The sequence below is a fragment of the Novosphingobium terrae genome, from assembly GCF_017163935.1.
Classification (GTDB): domain Bacteria; phylum Pseudomonadota; class Alphaproteobacteria; order Sphingomonadales; family Sphingomonadaceae; genus Novosphingobium; species Novosphingobium terrae.
In genome coordinates, this window is the sequence record NZ_JABVZR010000002.1 from 2,032,422 (window position 1) to 2,050,230 (window position 17,809).

Sequence of the window (17,809 nt, forward strand, 5' to 3'; positions counted from 1 at the left end):
ACTCTTCCAAAGGTGGACGACAGCCAAAGACCGGGGAGCTGGCCCTTTTGCGCCCGAAAGAATACCACGGCTGTCGCGGGATTGAAATGGGATTCGACCAGCACGGATACAGGCATCACGCCTGAAGCTGTGGTTGCCGGATGTGGGTCTTGAGCAACTTGCGGTCGGCGGCGTTGAGTTCGCTGAGGCGCACCTCGTAGCCCCACAGATTGGCGAGGTTTTGCAAGACCATCTTCGTGTCATTCTCATCGAGCAGCATGCCGTCAGCGACGAGGTGTTCCAGCACCAGCGCACGGTCGCCAGCAAGGTCGACATCGACGATCTGGATGTCCGGCTCCTGCCGCCCGACGTCATATTCGCGTGCCAGCGCGCGGCGAATCCGGCGATAGCCGCGTTCGTCGTGGATCGCAGCGACGCTCAGCTTGGACTCGGACTGCTTGTCGGTGACCCGGAACAACCGCCAGTGACGGATCATGCGGGGGCTGAGGAACTGGGCGATGAAGCTCTCGTCGCGGTAATTCGCCCAGACATCCTTGAGAACGCCGATGCCGTCGCCCTTGCCGGCGAAATCGGGGAACCACTCACGGTCCTCGTCGGTCGGGGTTTCACTGATCCGCACGATGTCTTCCATGATCCCGAAGCCAAGCGCGTAGGGATTGAAGCCATTGAAGTGCGGGGAGTCGTAGCTGGGCTGATAAACGACGTTGGTGTGTGACTGGAGAAATTCGAGGAACGAACCGTCGGTGATGAAGCCGCGTTCGTGAAGTTTGGTCATGATCTGATAGTGGCACCAGGTGGCGCAGCCTTCGTTCATCACCTTGGTCTGGCGCTGGGGGTAGAAGTACTGGGCGATCAGCCGGACGATCCGCAGGATTTCGCGCTGCCATGGCTCAAGCCGCGGCCCGGTCTTTTCAAGGAAATAGAGGATGTTCTCCTGCGGCAGGTTGAGCGCTTTACGGCGTTCGTCGGCCTTCACCTCGGGCGCCTTGGGCCCGGTTGGCAGGGTGCGCCAGAGATCGTCGTAAATCTGGTCGCGATAGGCCTGACGCTGAACCTCGCGCGCCGCCTCGGCCTTGAGGTCGCGCGCGCGCACCCGGGGATGGCGATGGACGCCCTGATGCATCAGGGCATGGGCGCCATCCAGCAGCCGCTCGACCGCCTGCTGGCCATAACGCTCTTCGCAGCTTGCAATGAAGCTCTTGGCGAATTCCAGATAGTCGAGGATACCCTCGGCATCGGTCCATTGCCGGAAGGCATAATTGTTCCTGAAGAAGTGGTTATGCCCGAATGCGGCATGCGCGATCACCAGCGTCTGCAGCGTCGCGCTGTTTTCCTGCATGATGTAGCTGATGCAGGGGGCCGAATTGATCACCAGCTCATAGGCGAGGCCGCGCAGCCCCTTGCGATAGAGCATTTCGTTGGCGGCGAACTGCTTGCCGAACGACCAGTGCTTGTAAAACAGCGGCATACCGGTCGACGAATAGGCATCGAGCATCTGCTCGGCGCTGATGATCTCGATCTGGTTGGGATAGACCTCAAGTTTCAGATCGCCGAGTGCGATCGACTCGACCGCATCGTAGATGCGCTGGATCAGCGCGAAGTCCCAATCGCTTCCCTTGAACAGGGGCAAGGAGACGCGCTCCAGCATCAGGCGTCCAGCGGGTCCAGTGCGCCGCGCTTCCGGAAAAGCTCACGCAGCACCGGGTAAATCTCGCGCCGGTGGTTGACCTTGCGCATCGCGAAGTGCCGATGGGCAGCTGTCAGCCCTTCGTAGGCGGCCCAAAGGTCGCTTTCGGTTCTGGTCATCGGCTGCTCCTCAGGGCCGACCTCGATATAGGCGAAGTATTGGGTGATCGGGAGAATCTCGTCCTTGAGCAGGCTGACCGTCTTCAGATTGTCGTGCCTCATGTTGTCGCCGTCCGACGCCTGCGCGACGTAGATGTTCCAGTCTTCGGGGCGGTAGCGCTCGGCCACCACCGCCAGCAATTCCTCCAATGCGCTTGAGACCAGCGTCCCGCCCGACACGGTGCTGTGGAAGAAGGTCTGCTCATCCACTTCGGCGGCGCGGTCGGTGTGGTGGATGAAGACGACATCGACGTGCTGGTAGCACCGTGTCAGGAACAGGTGGAGCAGCGCGAAGAACCGCTTGGCGAGATCCTTCATATGCTCGGTCATCGATCCCGAGACATCCATCAGGCAGAACATCACGGCCTGGCTGATCGGCTTTGGCACGGTCTCGAAGCGGCGATAGCGCAAGTCGACCGGATCGATGTAGGAGATCAGCGCGCGACGGCGCAGGAGCCGCTCCCGCTCCTTTCGCAGCTCTTCCAGCCGCTTTGTATCGCTGTTCCCGAGCAGGTCGCGGGCTTCAAGCTGTGCGATCTCCTCCTCGATCCGCGCCAGCTCGCCGGAACTGGGCCGACGCAGGGCGAGGCGCCGCGACATCGCTTTCTGCATCGTGCGTTGCACCGAAAGGTTCGCGGGCGAGCCGACCGTGGTATAACCCGCGCGGCGCAAGGTGCTCGAATCCTCGCCGGTCAGCTTGCGCTTGGCGAGATCCGGCAGTTCCAGATCGTCAAGGAACAGTTCGAGGAATTCCTCGCGCGACAGGACGAAGTTGAACTGGTCCTCGCCATCACCGCTGCCCGCCTGCGATCCGCTGCCGGAGCCGCCGCTGGGGCGGGCTATCCGGTCGCCTTCAAGATAATCTCTGTTGCCCGGAAAGATCCTTTCGCGGTCCCCGCCGTGGGATGCACGGCGCAGGGTAGGCTCGCTGATGCCGCCGCGCGGGATGCTGATCTGGCCTTCCCTGTCGAGGTCCTTGATGCTGCGATCCTTGAGACTGTCGCGCACGGCCTGCTGCACCGCCGCCTTGGCCCTGCGCAGGAAGCGCTGGCGATTGACCAGGCTCTTGCCCGCGGGATTCAGACGTCGGTCGATGATATACATATAGGCCTATCGCGCCTCCATCACCCTGCCTGCTTGACCCTGACGTACCATTCGACAAGCCGGTGGACCTGCCGTTCCGTATAACCGCGCGAGACCATCCGCTCGACGAACTCGGTGTGTTTCTTTGCGCTGTCGCCGTCTTTCTTGGAGCCGAAGCTGATCACCGGAAGCAGGTCCTCGACCTGGCTGAACATGCGTTTCTCGATGACTTCACGGATCTTTTCATAGGAGGTCCAGGAGGGGTTGCGGCCCTCATTGGAGGCCCGTGTCCGCAGGGCGAACTTGACCACCTCGTTGCGGAAGTCCTTGGGATTGGCGATTCCGGCGGGCTTTTCCGTTTTCGACAGCTCCCGGTCGATCACCTCGCGGTTGAGCAACTGCCCGGTGTCGGGGTCCTTGAAGTCAAGATCCTCGATCCACGCATCGGCATAGGCGACATAACGGTCGAACAGATTCTGGCCATAGTCGAGGTAGCTTTCGAGATAGGCCTTCTGGACCTCATTGCCGATGAAGTCGGCATAGCGTGGCGCCAACTCGCCCTTCACGAGTTCGAGGTAGCGCGCCTCATTGTCGGACGGGAACTGCTCCTGCCGGATCATCCGTTCAAGCACATACATCAGGTGGACCGGATCGGCGGCGATCTCGTTGGTGTCGTGGTTGAAGGTGGCCGAGAGCGCCTTGAAGGCGAAGCGGGTCGAGATGCCGGACATGCCCTCGTCCACGCCTGCCGCATCCTTGTATTCCTGCAGGCTCTTCGCCCGCGGGTCGATCTCGCGCAGCATTTCGCCGTCATAGACCCGCATCTTGGAATAGAGGTTGGAGTTTTCATGCTCGCGCATGCGGGTGAGAACGCAGAACCGCGCAAGCATGTCGAGCGTTCCCGGGGCACAGGCCGCCGAGGACAGCTCGGATTCGCGCAGAAGCTTTTCATAAACCAGCCGCTCTTCCGTGACGCGCAGGCAATAGGGCACCTTGATCACGAAGATGCGGTCGATGAAGGCTTCGTTGTTCTTGTTGTTCTTGAAGTTCTGCCATTCGCTTTCGTTGGAATGGGCCATGATCACGCCGGAAAACGGGATCGCCCCGATGTTTTCCGTGCCGATGTAATTGCCTTCCTGCGTTGCGGTAAGCAGCGGGTGGAGCATCTTGATCGGCGCCTTGAACATCTCGACGAATTCGAGAATGCCCTGGTTCGCGCGGTTGAGGCCGCCCGAATAGCTATAGGCATCGGGATCGTTCTGCGAGAGCATCTCCAGCTTGCGGATATCGACCTTGCCGACCAGCGAGGAGATGTCCTGGTTGTTTTCGTCGCCCGGCTCGGTCTTGGAGATCGCGATCTGGCGCATGCGCGACGGCATCAGCCGGACCACCTTGAATTTCGAGATGTCGCCGCCGAACTCGTCGAGCCGTTTGCGGCACCACGGGCTGACCAGCCCGGTCAGGCGCCGCCGGGGAATGCCGTATTTGTCCTCGATCGTCGCGCCATGGAGTTCGGCGTCGAACAGGGCGAGCGGGCTTTCGAAGATCGGGCTGATCTCGTCATTGGCCTTGAGGGCGTAGATGGGATATTGCTCCATCAGCGCCTTGAGCCGCTCGGCCAGCGAGGATTTGCCGCCGCCCACCGGGCCGAGCAGGTAGAGAATCTGCTTGCGCTCCTCAAGCCCCTGCGAGGCGTGGCGCAGGAAGGCGACGATCTGCTCGATCGTCTGTTCCATGCCATAGAAGCTGGTGAAGCTGGGGTAGAGGCGGATGGTCCGGTTCATGAAGATCCGGCCGAGCCGCTGATCCTGCGCCGTATCCACGATCTGCGGTTCGCCAATGGCGGCCAGCAGCCGTTCCGGCGCGGTGGCGTACATCAGCGGGTCTTTGCGGCACCCGATGAGGTAATCTTCCAGCGATATTTCCAACTGGCGTCGCTCGTCGAATTTCCGCATGAAATCGGAAAACAGATCGCTGTCAGCCAATGATCGACTCCCACCAAAAGTGTCCGTCAACGAATAACAATGTATGCCTTTTCGGAGGCGTTGACCAGTGGATCGTGGCATTCCGATCAGATATTTGCGTCATGAAGTTGTTGCAGCGCAAAATTGGATGATGTGAGCGCTCAGCACCGGCTCAGCCCGTCGAGTTCGAGTGTTTTGCGCCATGCTGCGTCCGTCGCAGACTGGTGTTGGCTTATCGGTGCGATCGCAGCCAATCGCTGTCGTTACCCCCATCCCGCTATGGGGCCAGAGGATTTCTTGCCGCCGGAGTCGTGCTCACAGGAAGGCGGTCCGGTGGCCTATGTGCGGCTCAGCCTGCCTGGCCCTTTTGAACCATCCCCCAAATGAACCCAGACCTCATTGGAGACAGCCGCCATCTGTCGAGGAAAACGTGGAAAGCATGGCATGGGACCGCAGCAATGCAATGAAATCCTCGTGCAACTGCGTTGGCATCCAGCCCGCGCGGCTGGTGATGCCCAGCGCCGGTGCCGGAGACAGTGCGGCGAAAGGCACACTGACCAGCGCTTGACCATGATGGGACAGTTCGTAGGAGGTCATCAGGGTGAGGCGGTCACTGCCGCACAGAAGATGGCGGATCACATTTGTGGCCGAGGTGGCAATCGGCGTGGCGGGTTTGTCATGTCCGGCAAACAGCATGTCGAAGCAGGCGCGCCGATTGGACCCTTCATCCCCCACGACCCAGTCGAAATGTGCAAGGGTCTCAAGCCCGACAGCCTGCAATCGGGTCAGGGGATGATGGCGGCGCGCGGCGATTTTATAGGGCGTCTCGATCAGCATCTGATGGGAGAAATCATCGGCGCTTGTTTCCTGAATGAGGCCGATGACCAGGTCGACATCGCCCTCCCGCAGGCGGCGCATCATTTCGCTCGCGCCGCAGCTGGTGATCTGCAAATCGACCGAAGGATGTCTGGCGAGAAAACCTTCCAGGACTGACGCGATGAGCATGTTGCCGCCAAAGGGCAGGGCGCCGATCACGATTTTGCCGTCCGCCTTGCCGTCGGGATCGCCGATCTCGCTGAGTCCCCAGTCGATTTCCTGCAAAGCCAGCCTGATCCGGCGCCCGAAGCGAACCCCGGCCTGCGTCACCATGAGGCCATCGGCGGTGCGGAAGTAGATTTGCGTCTGGAGGTTGCTTTCCAGATCTCGCGCAGCGCGTTTCAGGGCAGCCTCCGAAATGCCCAGCGCGGAGGCCGCTGCCTTGAACGATCCCTGATCGATGACCGAGATCAGGCTGCGGATCTGGGATCGCGACAGACGATTGACGACGGCCTGCGCTGCTTCAGCCTCTTCCCGGACATCCAGCTCGCGCACGGCCTCCTCGAACATGCTGAACATGCGGGTAACCCGCCGGTGCATGATCTGTCCCTCGGCGGTGAGATAGCTGCCGCTGGCCCGGCGGTCGAGCAGGCGGCTGCCCAACTGCTGTTCCAGCTTGCACAGGGCCTGGGTGACGGCGGGCTGGGAGAGATTGCATTCCTCCGATCCGCGCCGCAAATTGCGCAGCCGCCCCACGCTTTCGAACAGCTTGAGTTGACGGAAGCTGATGGCGGTCCCTCGGGGTTCGTTTCTGATCTCCATGACTAACGTCTCCCAACATATGTGTGTTCGGTATGCCCCGCGGGCATCTGGCTCTGATCGAAACCCTGCCGGCCTAGTGCCTGCCGTGCCTGTGCGCAGGCGTGGCAACATGCCCGCTCAACTCTCCCCCGGCATTGCGACTGAAGGCCAGATTGGACAGGATGGCGAGCATGGACACAGCGGTGACAGTCCAGATCGCGGATGCAAAATCATCGAAGCCGGGCTGAACATGACCGCGAAGCCGCATGGCCAGCCCCAGCACAGCGGCGCCCGCGCAAATCCCCAGAGACAGGGACAGTTGCTGAAAGGTGGCGTAGAAGCTGGTGGCCCGGCTCATCTGGTCGGGCGGAATATCGGCATAGGCGATGGCGTTGTAAGCGGTGAATTGCAGCGAAATCAGAAAGCCGCAGACCATCAGCAGCGCGAAGATCGCGGACATCGGCCAGCCCGGCCCGATCAGCCCGGCGATGGCATAGCACAGCGGCGCTGCGATCCCGATTGCCGTGAGCGTGTTGCGGAAGCCGAAGCGCCGCAAGGCACGGCGGGCCACGCCCTTCATGGCGAAGGCCCCCAGCGCGGTGGAAAGCGTGATCCCGCCGCTGGCCGCCGCCGTAAGGCCGAAAGTCAGTTGCAGCAGCATCGGCATCAGAAAAGGCATGGCGCCTTGCGTGATGCGGATCAGCGTGCCCCCGATGACCGAGAGGCGAAAGGTCGGGATACGCAGCAGCGTGATGTCAAGCAGCGGAGCGGGGGCGCGGCGAGCATGGCGCGCATAGAGCAGTGTGGCCAGCAGGCCAAAGCCGATCAGCGCTATCGCCTGAGTGGCATGGCCGGCCCGCTCGGCAAGCTGAAGGCCGAAGATCAGCGGAGCCAGCGCCAAAGAGCACAGGATAAACCCGATGCGATCGAAGGGGGTGACGGTTTCGGGTCCGGTTTCAGCGATATAGCGCCCGATGAGCACGATCCCCAACAGGCCCATGGGCACATTGATCCAGAAAATCCAGCGCCAGTCGAGCCAGGTGACAATGGCCCCACCCACCGGCGGCCCCAGGATGGGCCCGATCATCGCGGGCATGGTGAGCCAGGCCATCGCCGCCACCATCTCGTCCTTGCGGACCGAGCGCAGCAGCACCAGCCGCCCCACCGGCACCATCAGCGCGCCACCGATGCCTTGCAGAAAGCGCGCGGCCACCAGCGCGGGCAGCCCCGGCGCGAAACCGCAGGCCACCGATCCCAGCACGAAGACGGCAATGGCGGCCTGAAAGGTCCGGCGCGCGCCGAAGCGGTCGGCCACGGGGCCGGAGACGGGGATAAACACCGCCAACGCCAGCAGATAGCCGGTCAGGGCCAGGCTGATCTCCGAGGGTGAGACGGCGAATTCGCGCGCCATGGTCGGCAGGGCGGTGGCCAGCACCGTGGCATCAAGATTCTGCATGAAGAGCGCGCAGGCGACGATCAGCGCCACGCGTTGATAGGAAGGATGCGCGCTCTTCATCGGCGGGTTCCTGAGCAGGGGCGGGCGGTGAGGAAGCGCGCCTTGGCATGGCATTCGGCCCATTCGGCGGCGGGATCTGAATCGCGCACGATCCCCGATCCAACGCCAAAGCTGATCGGGCCGCCTTGCGCCGCAGAAACCAGCGTGCGGATCATCACATTGAAGCAGGCGCTGCCGTCTGGCGCGATATAGCCCATGGAGCCGGTGTAGGCGCCCCGATGGCGCTGTTCCTGCACGGCAATGATCTCCATGGCGCGGATCTTGGGGGCCCCGGTGACGGAGCCGCAGGGAAACAGACGCTTGATCGCATCCACCGCGTCATATCCGGCCTGCAGGCGGGCGCTGATCGAACTCGTCATCTGATGGAGGGTGGGATAGGTCTCGATGGCGAAAAGTGCGTCCACCTTTACGCTGCCGGGCCGGGCAACGCGTGATAGATCGTTGCGCAGCAGGTCCACGATCATCAGATTTTCCGCGCGCTCCTTGGGATCGGCGCGCAGGCGCTCCCTGATTTGTGCATCCTCTTGCGCATCGGCTCCGCGCGGCGCGGTGCCCTTCATGGGGCGGGTGTTAAGGGTCTGGTCGTGCAGCATGAAGAAGAGTTCGGGCGAAAAGCATTGCAGCATGGTCTCCCCCGTCGAGAGCATCCCGCCCCAGCCCGCCTGCTGGAGACCGCGCAGGGCCAGATAGCGTTCCAGAGGCGGGCCGTAGTCCTCAAGCGTGGCCTCATGGGTGAGATTGACCTGATAGCAGTCGCCCGCCTCGATCAGCGCCAGAATGTCCCGGACCTTTTGCCGATAGGCCGCTTCGCTGAGGGCCGGGATCAGCTTTCGGGCCGCCGCACCGGGCGGATGGCCAGGGGAAGGCCAGCGTACCGCGCTTGGCGCGTCGAACAGGCCGAACCACAGCATGGGCTGGGCAGAGACGCCACGATGCAGTCCGGTGAGCCGGGGCTCCAGCGCGAAACCTGCCTCATAGGCCAGATAGCCTGCGGCATGATAACCGCGCTTCACACCATCGCGGATGCGTTCCAGCGCCGGGTGCACCTCCTCAAGGGCATGGGCTTCCACGATCTCATGCGGCCGGTGAAACAGCAGGCCGCCCGCCTCACCACGCGCATCATCCAGAATCACATGGGCTGTGTCGTGCGCGGGGAGCGGGCAGGGCTCTTCAAGCGGTCCGCGCCAGACGTCATGCCAGCCCGCCGCCGCATTGTTCCTCGCCGGGGAAAGAAGGTTGGTCTGACCGGAGTTCAAGCGCGCCTCAGGCCTTGCCCAGCACGACCCGCGTCCCGGCCATGCAGCCGGGCACCGCGCGCGGCTTGTCGATCCGCACTTCGGCCTCGGTCACCATCGGGGCGTCGAGGCATGCACGGGCCAGCCTTTGCGCGAAGGTCTCGATCAGGCTGATGCGTTGTCCTGCCAATTCAAGCGCATGGGCGCGGATCTGGTTGTAATCGAAGGTTTCGGCCAGATCATCGGCGGTGGGCGGCGCGATCGTCAACGTCACATGGATGTTCAGCGGTTGCAGCACGCCATGCTCGGCGGCGAAGGCGCCGATGTCGGCCATGACCTCAAGATCGCCCAGCAGCACCTGACAGAGGGTGATTTCACCATGGCTGACATGCGGCTGACGGAACAGCGATGGCGCCAGACTGTTCATGCGGCGGCACTCCTTGTGTGTCTGATGGCGGCCTTGATGGTGTTGGCCAGCAGGCAGGCGATGGTCATCGGCCCCACGCCGCCCGGCACCGGGGTAACGGCGCCAGCATGCGGCATCTCGTCCATGGCGCAGTCACCGACGATCCTTGCCTTGCCCCCGGGCTGTTCGATGCGGTTGATCCCCACATCGATCACCACCGCTCCGGGCTTTACCCAGTCGCCCCGCACCAGCAGGGGGGCTCCGGCGGCCGCCACGATGATGTCGGCACGGCGCGCGATATCGGGCAGGCCTTGCGTGGCGATATGCGTGACCGTGACGGTGCACTCGCGCTCCAGCAACAGCATGGCGACGGGTTTGCCCACGATGTTCGATTTGCCGATCACCACCGCATGTTTGCCGCGCAGGTCATCCACCACCGTGTCGATCAGCATCATGCAGCCCAGCGGTGTGCAGGGCACCAGCCCTTCGCCCCCGGTTGAGAGACGCCCGACATTGACAGGGTGAAAGCCATCGACATCCTTGCCCGGCGCGATGGCGCCCAGCACCGGCACCGGCGCGATATGGGCGGGCAAGGGCAGCTGGACGAGAATGCCGTCGACGGCTGGATCGCCGTTCAGCCGCGTGATCAGCGCCAGCAAATCGGCCTGAGACAGGCTGGCGGGCAGGCGATGCTCCAGCGAGGTGATGCCGCTTTTGCGGCATTGCGCGATCTTGCGGCGGACATAGATCTCGCTGGCCGGATTGTCGCCCACCAGCACCACCGCCAGCGCGGGGGCGCGGCCCCTTTCCGCGTGAAAGCGGGCGGCATCCTGCGCCACCTGCATGCCCAGTTCCGCGGCGATCTGTGTGCCCGAGATGATCCGCGCCATCGCTCAATGCCTGAAGACGACGGTGCGGCTGCCGTTGAGCAGCACGCGATCCTCCAGATGCAGGCGCACCGCTTCAGAGAGGACGCGCCGCTCGATGTCGCGGCCCTTGCGCACCAGCTCATCGGGCACATCGGCATGGCTGACACGCTCGACGTCCTGATGGATGATCGGGCCTTCGTCGAGATCGGCGGTGACATAATGCGCTGTCGCGCCGATCATCTTCACGCCGCGTGCATGGGCCTGATGATAGGGTTTCGCGCCCTTGAAGCCGGGCAGAAAGCTGTGATGGATGTTGATGCAGCGGCCCGAGAGAAAGCCCGCCAGATCGTCGGACAGGATCTGCATGTAGCGCGCCAGCACGATCAGTTCGGCGCCGGTTTCCTCCACCAGCGCCTTGATGCGCGCTTCCTGTTGGGCCTTGGTGTCGCGGGTGATGGGGAAGTGGTGATAGGGGATGCCGCTCTGCAAGGAGATGGTCACCGCGTCGCGCGGATGATTGCCCACAATGCCCACCACATCCATCGGCAGCTCGCCGATGCGGCGGCGATAGAGCAGATCGCCCAGGCAATGGTCGAATTTGCTGACCAGCAGCAGCACCTTGGGGAGCGTGGCATGGCGCCGCAGCTTCCAGTCCATGGCGAAAGAGGCGGCCAGCGGCTGGAAATCGGCGCGAAAGCGCTCCAGCGCCGCGGTGTCGGGCAGATCGGCATCGACGCGCATGAAGAAGCGGCCGCTTTCCCGGTCGTTGAACTGCGCTGCGTCCATAATGTTGCCGCCCTGCGCGGCAAGGGCTCCGGCGACGGCGGCCACAAGGCCGGGGCGGTCGTCGCATTGCAGGGTCAGCGTGCAGATATCGGTCACGGCAGGGTCTTTCTTGGTCTTGTGGTCAGGGGCGGGCCTGATAGTCGGCAATCCAGGCGACGGTCTTTTCCAGCCCGCCGAAGGGGTAGAAATGCAGCTGGACCTCGCCATGCTGCGGCCCCAGCTGGCGGGTGAGCGCCTCCAGCATGCGGTCAGGTCCGGCGGTGCCGATCAGCTTGGTGATCGAGATGCCATATTTCGCCAGCACCGAGGCTGAGGCACCCACGCCGCAGCGCGCGGCAAAGCGCATCAGTGTCTTGATCCCCGCCGGGCCGGGCACGCCGATGCGCACCGGCGCGTCGATCCCGCGCGCGCGCAGGATTTCGATCCAGCGCAGGAAGGGATCGGCATCGAAGCCGAATTGCGTAACGATGACCGGCTTCATGCCGCGCGCCGTGATCGCCGCGCATTTTTCCTGAAGCACCTGCAGGCATTGCGCGTCGCTCATATGCGGATGGCCTTCGGGATGGCCGGCCAGACCCACGGTACGCACGCCGGCCTGCTCGAAGGCGCCGGTGGCGATCAGCGCGGATGTGTCCGGGAAGGGACCTGCCGGTTCGGGCGGATCACCGGCGACGATAAAGCAGCGCCTCACGCCGGCCTCATCGACCAGCCGCTTGAGAAAACCGGCGAAATCCTCGTCGGAGGTCAGGCGCCTTGCGGAGAAATGTGGCATGGGCACGAAGCCCAGCAGGCGAACCGCGCGCGTGGCGGCGATGCGGGCCTGCGCATCCTCGCCGGGCAGGAAGGTGATGGCCACGATGGTGCGCGGCGGGATCAGCGGCGCGGCGGCCTGCAGCGCCGCGACATCCCTGGCGGTGATCTCGATCGAATAGCCCTGGGTGATGTCATGCGCGGCGGTGTCGCGGGGGGGCTGGATCAGGGGCGGGCTCATCATGGGATCACCTCATGGACAGGTGGCATCGTGCCGGGGCCGGAGGAGGCGCAGGCTCCGCCGTTCCTCACCCGCGCGAGGAGCGCGGGTGAGGCGGGTTTCAGGCGATCTGGCCTGCTTATTTGCGGTAGGTGTTGCGGGCGTGCGCACCATAGGGGGCGGGCGCCACCAGCGCCTTCACTTCGGTCTGGTCATGCGGTTCGACCTGCGGCTTCTTCGAAACCGGGTTTTCGCCCCACAGCACGGTCACTTCAGTATCGGTCGCGGTGAATTCCTGATCGACCACCGCCAACGAGACGATCTTGCGCTCATTGGCAATATAGCCGCAGTCCAGCGAGATGCCCGCAGGCTTGCCACCCACCAGCACGGCATCCATCTGATAGAGGCCATAGCGCGCCTTGGGCATGTTGAAGTGCTTGTACTTCGGCCCTTCCATCCAGGCCGAGGAGACGACGCGTGCCATATCCTGCGCATCCCACACCAGCGTCACCTTCTTGCGGCGTTTTTCCATCTTCTGCAGCGCTTCGGCGCCGACGAAATCATGGTCGAACTTGACGATACGGTCATAGCCCAGGTCGAAGGGGGTGACGTAATAGTCCTCGATGTTGGCCGAGGCGAAGCTGCCCGCGAGGCTGCCTGCCGACTTGGCGGGAAGCCATTCGCGATAGGCTTTCATGCTGTCATGGCTGAAGATCGCGGGCAGGGGGCCGGGGACCCAGCCCGATTCCAGATTGGCGGTGGAATAGGCGATCGAGCCGACGCGCAGCAGGCCGAATTCCTCGCCCGCTTTCAGAATGGCGTCGCGCACGGCATCGCCCTCTGACCAGGGCCCGAACATCTCGAAGCCGACCGCGCCCGCCATGCCGTGGCGCAGCGCACGCACGCGGTGCCCGGCGATGGTGAAATCGCACATGCCGAAGAACTTGATCTCGGGCAGCGGCTTGCCGGTGACCTTCTCCATCAGCGCGCCGGCCAGCGGGCCCTGCACCTCATAGCGATAGTCCAGCGGCGGGCGGCCACCGCGATCCATCGACTGCGGATCACGCTCGGTGGTGACGTTCCAGTTGCCGGTTTCGACGTGATATTGCACCCAGTCGAGCGCGGTGGGGCGGCCAACGAGGTTGAACAGCTCGTCTTCAAGGTAAAACAGCACGCAATCGCCCAGATAATAGCCTTCGGGCGTGCAGCAGACGAACTGCTTGGCCATGCCGGGCCTGAAGCCTTCAAAACTGTTCACCGCCAGATAGCGCAGCAGCTTGAAAGCATCGGGCCCCTTCACATAATGATCCACCATATGGTGCGACTGGTCCATGAAGCCCACGCCGGTGCGCCAGCTGTTGACCTCGCTCTGCCAGTTGGTGAACTGGCCCGAAACGGTGCCATGCGAAAAGGCGCGGCGCTGGCTGTCGCGCAGCAGGGTGACAGCGCTTCCGGCGCGCTGGATCGCCGCGTCCAGGCTCTCGCCGAGGGGTGCATTCATGGGAAGGGTCCTTTCTGTGAGCCGATTTCTACGAGCCAGGTGAGCATGCCCCTTTCGCCTTGCCCGGCGCGAAGCCAGGGGCGGGTGAAAAGAGGAGGATGGCCGGCAGGCTGTGCCGAATGGGTTCGTCCATCGGTGCCGTCTCACAGCGATGTATCAAGCCGTGCGGCTCAGATAAGACGCATTTTGCGCAATCTAATCTTGCGCCAGATGCGCGAATGAAGTGCGTTCCTTATTTGCCCTGCGCCGAATCGACGCTTAGTCTGATGGCATCGGATCGGCGCGAACGCCGGGCTGCATCGACAGATGCGGCATTGTAAGGAGAGGCGGGTTGGACCGCATGAAGGCCATGGAATCCTTCGTGGAATCTGTAAAACGTGGCGGGCTCGGTTCCGCTGCGAAGGCCCTTGGCGTGTCGCGCACCATCGTCAGCCGCAACATTCAGGCGCTTGAAAACGACCTTGGCGTGCGCTTGATGAACCGCACCACCCGCTCGCTGGCGCTGACGGAAACCGGCCAGCGCTACTTCCATTTCTGTGACGACATTCTCACCCGTGTGGCCGAGATGGACCAGCAGGTTGCTGTGCAAACCTCTGAGGCGCGCGGGGAGCTTTCGGTGCTGGCCCCCAAATGGATGCAGGAAACCGCGACGCATCTTCTGGTCGATTTTCTCAAGTCTTTTCCAGAGATTCGCCCCACGCTGATCCTGGGTGGCATGGCGCAGACGGCTTACGGCTTTCTGGAGCAGGGCTGCGATATCGCGCTGCACACCCGCCAGATTCCGGACAGCCGGATCATCGCCAAGCGGCTCCTGGACATTCCTTATCGCCTCTGTGCTTCACCAACCTATCTGGAAAATTCTGCTGCATTGGAAGCACCCGCCGATCTGCAGCATCACCAGTTGCTGGTGCAATATAACTACCACACCTGGCAGTTCACCCGCGATGGCCGCGAGGAGCGTTTCCAACCGGTGCCCGTCTTCTCGGCCAACACCTTCTTTGCCCTGCGCGATGCGGCGCTGCGTGATCTGGGGCTGGCACTGATGCCTGAGCCTTTGGTGCGTGACGATCTGGCGCAGGGGCGGCTGGTGGAGGCGATGGCCGGCTGGGTGCCTGTCGGGCAGACGCTTTACGTGGCGGTTGCGCCCGGCGGTTCCATTCCCACACGTGTCCGGCTCCTGCTTGATTTTGTGCAGGGCTGGTTTGCGCAGCATGGGATTTGATATGTCAGTCGCCGTCATCCACGATGCCATCCATGATGAAGGCGGCGCGAGGCGAAAAGCCCGGCGATGCGGTGCAGCCCAGCAGGGTCCAGTCGCCCAGGCTGCGGCAGGATTGCCAGAGATAGGCAGGGATCGCCATCTGCGGGCGCTGGCCCGCGGCAAGGTCCGGCCCCAGCGTGTTGGTCAGTTGCATCCGGCTGCCATTGGTGACGGTGAATTCGGCCGGGGCACCCATAAAGTGGCTCCAGACCTCGACGGCATCGCTCTTGTGAGCGGCCACCGGTTCGTCCCGGGTCAGCAGGTAATAGATCGCGGAGAGTTTTGCGCGCCCCATCGTTTCGCTGTCACTGTAATGAAGGCAGTACCAGCCGGACAAGGGATGTCGTTCCATCGCGAAAGTTTCAATGATGTCTCGATATGAGAGAGAGGATGTTTCATTCATGGCGATGAAATCTCGCTGATTGATGCGATGGCAAGCCCAACGATAGGTTTGGGAAGCCTGTTTATCAACCGCTGTTCCCGGATGATTTGACCGGGCTGCCCCTGCGAAGGGGCATGTCGAGCCGAAGCGCCCTGCGTGGCCCGGCGTGCGGGCCTGTGCCTGCCGTCGGCGGAGCCGGGGCCGGAAAGAAAGTGTGCGATGATGTTGAAGCAAATCATGCCGCTGGGCGGCATCATGCTGTTGGGGCTGGCGGGAGCCGGAGCGCAGATGGCGCAATCCTCCCCCATGGCGGAAGAGCAGGTGCCCCATGGCAGCGCTGACGGGACCGGCTCGCTCGCGGCGACCATCGCGGCGATGCCCAGGAACCTGCCGCGCGCCGCTGCACCTGCTCTGGAAGCGTCGATCCGTGCGGCGCAAGCGGCGCAGGTCGCCTGCATGCACCGTGGCGCCAAGGTCAGCGTGCTGGTCGCCGATGTGCAGGGCAGGCCGGTGGTGCTGCTCTCGGGGGATGGTGCGGGCTTTCGCTCGCAGTTGATTGCGCAGACCAAGGCGAACATCGTCGCGCGCTGGCGCCAGCCCTCGATCGCCGTTGCCGACCGTGCCGGTCATGATCCTGCCCTGGCGGCGCAGGCCGCCGCCGATCCGCAGATCGGCATGCTGCGCGGCGGCGGCCTGCCGGTGATGCGGAAGGGCACGATGATCGGCATCGTCGCGGTCTCCGGCGCCAGTCTGGAAGGCGGCGATCTGACGCTGGACGAGCAATGCGCCCGCGTCGCCGTCAGCAGTCTGGAAGCAGGATGAGCATGCGGTACGCAGCCGTAGGCGAAGATGACAGGACAGGATATCTGCAGTGGTAAAGGCTTATGAACATTCCGCGCGGCAACCGGCGATGATGAGCGAACCGGTCAAGGCAAGCGCTGCTTCGGCGGCACGCTGGCCTCTGCTGTTGCTGCTGACCCTGGGTGTGCTCATTGCCTATGTCGATCGCACCAGCATTTCCTCGGCGCTGGCGGAAAAGCCTTTTGTGCAGCATTTTGGTCTGAGCAACATGGACCGCGGCTGGGTCAATGCGGCTTTCTTCTGGTCCTATGGGCTGGTGCAAATGCCGATGGGCTGGATCGTCGATCGCTATGGCGTGAAGACTCCTTACACCCTTTGCTTCACCCTGTGGTGTCTGGCCACGGCGCTGACCGGCGCAATCTCCTCGCTGGGGGCGCTGATCGTGATGCGGGTGATCGTCGGCGCGGCAGAGGCGGCGGTGATCCCTGCCAGCTATCGCTGGATTCGCGATAATTTCTCCGAAAGCCAGAGCGGCAGCGCGGTGGGAATCTTCACCGCAGGCAACAAGCTGGGCCCGGCCATTGGTGCGCCGATGGCCGCTTGGCTGATCGTCAGCCATGGCTGGCGGCTGATGTTCTTCGTAACCGGGGCGGCGGGGCTGCTCTGGCTGGTGCCCTGGGTGCTGGCGGTGAAGAACGACCTGCCCGCGCCAGAGGAACGTGCGGAGATTCGCCGCAAGGCTTCGGCGGTGACGCTGGGCGGGATTCTGGCCAGTCCGATGGTGTGGGGCACGCTGATCGTGGCCTTCTGCTACGGCTATTTCACCTTTTATTGCATGACCTGGATGCCAGCCTATCTGGTTGAGGCACGCGGCCTCTCGCTGGCGACATCGGGGCTCTACACCTTCTTCAGCTTTGCCGGCATCGCGGTGGTTGCCGTGGTGGCAGGCTGGGCGGCGGACCGCTTGATCGATCGCGGTGGCGATCCGGTGCTGGTGCGCAAGGGTTTCGTGATCGCCGGATTTCTGGGGGCCTGCACGGTGCTGCTGGGCGCCTATGCGCAATCGCTTCAGGCGGCGCTGTTCTGGAACGTCTTCTCGTTGTCCTTCCTGGGGCTGGCCACGGCCAACAATCTGGCGCTTTGCCGCCTGACGCTGATCCCGCGCCCCGCCGTGGGTTTGGTGACGGGTGTGCAGCAGGTGGCCACCAGCCTGTCGGGCGGTGTGGCGGCCAGCCTTTCAGGTTGGCTGCTGCATGTGGGGGGCAGCTATGTCCTGCCGATGTTGGCCATCGTCGTATTCTGCCTGATTGGCGCTTTGACGACGCTCTTTGCTCTTCAGCCGCGCTGGGCGCCGGTCATTGAAGATCATCTCTGATCAAAATCTTGTGAAGTTTATATAAAATTCCCTATTTGTGTCCCTTTATCGAAAATACCTTTATTCAATTTATAGGCTTGAGAGCAAAATCGAAGTCTCGAACGCTTTAGTTATCATTCGTCTCGTCATGTTGAGGTGTATGCTTCTAGTGTGCTGCATGAATGTCGGCTGGGCCGCGCGGCAGCCAGAACGATAAGA

At 63.1% G+C, this 17,809-nt stretch carries 15 protein-coding genes; 3 read left to right on the forward strand and 12 right to left on the reverse strand.

Going from position 1 to position 17,809, the window contains the following annotated elements; genetic code table 11:
• Positions 1 to 115 precede the first annotated feature (115 nt).
• From HGK27_RS26905 to HGK27_RS26955, 11 genes are all read right to left on the reverse strand, one after another.
• The gene (locus HGK27_RS26905) at positions 116 to 1,648 is read right to left on the reverse strand and encodes a SpoVR family protein (RefSeq protein WP_206243882.1); all 1,533 of its coding nucleotides are present in this window, start codon (positions 1,646 to 1,648) and stop codon (positions 116 to 118) included.
• A complete protein-coding gene (locus HGK27_RS26910) occupies positions 1,648 to 2,949 on the reverse strand; it encodes a YeaH/YhbH family protein (protein WP_206243883.1) in 1,302 nt (433 codons plus the stop codon). Before HGK27_RS26910 ends, HGK27_RS26905 begins: the two co-directional genes overlap by 1 nt.
• 20 nt (positions 2,950 to 2,969) lie before the next feature.
• The gene (locus HGK27_RS26915) at positions 2,970 to 4,883 is read right to left on the reverse strand and encodes a PrkA family serine protein kinase (RefSeq protein WP_241127870.1); all 1,914 of its coding nucleotides are present in this window, start codon (positions 4,881 to 4,883) and stop codon (positions 2,970 to 2,972) included.
• Positions 4,884 to 5,288: 405 nt separating this feature from the next.
• The gene (locus HGK27_RS26920; protein WP_206243885.1) at positions 5,289 to 6,641 is read right to left on the reverse strand and encodes a LysR family transcriptional regulator; all 1,353 of its coding nucleotides are present in this window, start codon (positions 6,639 to 6,641) and stop codon (positions 5,289 to 5,291) included.
• Positions 6,604 to 8,025, reverse strand: a complete 1,422-nt coding sequence (locus tag HGK27_RS26925; RefSeq protein ID WP_241127521.1) for an MFS transporter — start codon at positions 8,023 to 8,025, stop codon at positions 6,604 to 6,606. Before HGK27_RS26925 ends, HGK27_RS26920 begins: the two co-directional genes overlap by 38 nt.
• Positions 8,022 to 9,281 carry an aminodeoxychorismate synthase component I gene (gene pabB, locus HGK27_RS26930; protein WP_241127524.1) on the reverse strand — a complete coding sequence of 420 codons (1,260 nt, stop codon included), beginning with the start codon at positions 9,279 to 9,281 and terminating at the stop codon, positions 8,022 to 8,024. The genes HGK27_RS26925 and pabB overlap by 4 nt, the downstream gene beginning before the upstream one ends.
• Positions 9,282 to 9,288: 7 nt before the next feature.
• Positions 9,289 to 9,687 carry a dihydroneopterin aldolase gene (locus tag HGK27_RS26935; RefSeq protein ID WP_206243887.1) on the reverse strand — a complete coding sequence of 133 codons (399 nt, stop codon included), beginning with the start codon at positions 9,685 to 9,687 and terminating at the stop codon, positions 9,289 to 9,291.
• On the reverse strand, positions 9,684 to 10,556 hold the full coding sequence (locus tag HGK27_RS26940) for a bifunctional 5,10-methylenetetrahydrofolate dehydrogenase/5,10-methenyltetrahydrofolate cyclohydrolase (protein WP_206243888.1): 873 nt from the start codon (positions 10,554 to 10,556) through the stop codon (positions 9,684 to 9,686). The genes HGK27_RS26935 and HGK27_RS26940 overlap by 4 nt, the downstream gene beginning before the upstream one ends.
• Before the next feature lie 3 nt (positions 10,557 to 10,559).
• A complete protein-coding gene (gene purU, locus HGK27_RS26945; protein ID WP_241127525.1) occupies positions 10,560 to 11,417 on the reverse strand; it encodes a formyltetrahydrofolate deformylase in 858 nt (285 codons plus the stop codon).
• Positions 11,418 to 11,442: 25 nt separating this feature from the next.
• Complete coding sequence (locus HGK27_RS26950; RefSeq protein ID WP_206245580.1) at positions 11,443 to 12,312, reverse strand: methylenetetrahydrofolate reductase; 870 nt, start codon at positions 12,310 to 12,312, stop codon at positions 11,443 to 11,445.
• 118 nt (positions 12,313 to 12,430) lie between these two features.
• Complete coding sequence (locus tag HGK27_RS26955) at positions 12,431 to 13,792, reverse strand: aminomethyl transferase family protein (RefSeq protein ID WP_206243890.1); 1,362 nt, start codon at positions 13,790 to 13,792, stop codon at positions 12,431 to 12,433.
• A 340-nt stretch (positions 13,793 to 14,132) separates the two neighbouring features.
• Between HGK27_RS26955 and HGK27_RS26960 the strand changes: the two genes are divergently transcribed.
• The gene (locus HGK27_RS26960; protein WP_241127872.1) at positions 14,133 to 15,014 is read left to right on the forward strand and encodes a LysR family transcriptional regulator; all 882 of its coding nucleotides are present in this window, start codon (positions 14,133 to 14,135) and stop codon (positions 15,012 to 15,014) included.
• A 4-nt stretch (positions 15,015 to 15,018) separates the two neighbouring features.
• Here the strand turns inward: HGK27_RS26960 and HGK27_RS26965 are convergent, their stop codons facing one another.
• The gene (locus HGK27_RS26965) at positions 15,019 to 15,405 is read right to left on the reverse strand and encodes a cupin domain-containing protein (RefSeq protein ID WP_206243892.1); all 387 of its coding nucleotides are present in this window, start codon (positions 15,403 to 15,405) and stop codon (positions 15,019 to 15,021) included.
• 249 nt (positions 15,406 to 15,654) lie between these two features.
• Here HGK27_RS26965 and HGK27_RS26970 point away from each other — a divergent pair, with 249 nt between their 5' ends.
• Together HGK27_RS26970 and HGK27_RS26975 are read left to right on the forward strand one after the other, a co-directional pair.
• Positions 15,655 to 16,257: a heme-binding protein gene (locus HGK27_RS26970; protein ID WP_206243893.1), complete on the forward strand. Its 603-nt coding sequence runs from the start codon at positions 15,655 to 15,657 to the stop codon at positions 16,255 to 16,257.
• Between the two features lie 91 nt (positions 16,258 to 16,348).
• Positions 16,349 to 17,611: an MFS transporter gene (locus HGK27_RS26975; RefSeq protein WP_206245581.1), complete on the forward strand. Its 1,263-nt coding sequence runs from the start codon at positions 16,349 to 16,351 to the stop codon at positions 17,609 to 17,611.
• The last annotated feature ends 198 nt before the right edge of the window (positions 17,612 to 17,809 follow it).

Coding starts and splice junctions, on each gene's coding strand:
- HGK27_RS26915 (WP_241127870.1), bottom strand. CDS start 4,883: ATGCGGAAATTCGACGAGCGACGCCAGTTGGAAATATCGCTGGAAGAT.
- HGK27_RS26965 (WP_206243892.1), bottom strand. CDS start 15,405: ATGGAACGACATCCCTTGTCCGGCTGGTACTGCCTTCATTACAGTGAC.
- HGK27_RS26905 (WP_206243882.1), bottom strand. CDS start 1,648: ATGCTGGAGCGCGTCTCCTTGCCCCTGTTCAAGGGAAGCGATTGGGAC.
- HGK27_RS26920 (WP_206243885.1), bottom strand. CDS start 6,641: ATGTTGCCACGCCTGCGCACAGGCACGGCAGGCACTAGGCCGGCAGGG.
- HGK27_RS26950 (WP_206245580.1), bottom strand. CDS start 12,312: ATGAGCCCGCCCCTGATCCAGCCCCCCCGCGACACCGCCGCGCATGAC.
- HGK27_RS26960 (WP_241127872.1), top strand. CDS start 14,133: ATGAAGGCCATGGAATCCTTCGTGGAATCTGTAAAACGTGGCGGGCTC.
- HGK27_RS26935 (WP_206243887.1), bottom strand. CDS start 9,687: ATGAACAGTCTGGCGCCATCGCTGTTCCGTCAGCCGCATGTCAGCCAT.
- HGK27_RS26955 (WP_206243890.1), bottom strand. CDS start 13,792: ATGAATGCACCCCTCGGCGAGAGCCTGGACGCGGCGATCCAGCGCGCC.
- HGK27_RS26975 (WP_206245581.1), top strand. CDS start 16,349: ATGAGCGAACCGGTCAAGGCAAGCGCTGCTTCGGCGGCACGCTGGCCT.
- HGK27_RS26970 (WP_206243893.1), top strand. CDS start 15,655: ATGATGTTGAAGCAAATCATGCCGCTGGGCGGCATCATGCTGTTGGGG.
- HGK27_RS26925 (WP_241127521.1), bottom strand. CDS start 8,025: ATGAAGAGCGCGCATCCTTCCTATCAACGCGTGGCGCTGATCGTCGCC.
- HGK27_RS26940 (WP_206243888.1), bottom strand. CDS start 10,556: ATGGCGCGGATCATCTCGGGCACACAGATCGCCGCGGAACTGGGCATG.
- HGK27_RS26910 (WP_206243883.1), bottom strand. CDS start 2,949: ATGTATATCATCGACCGACGTCTGAATCCCGCGGGCAAGAGCCTGGTC.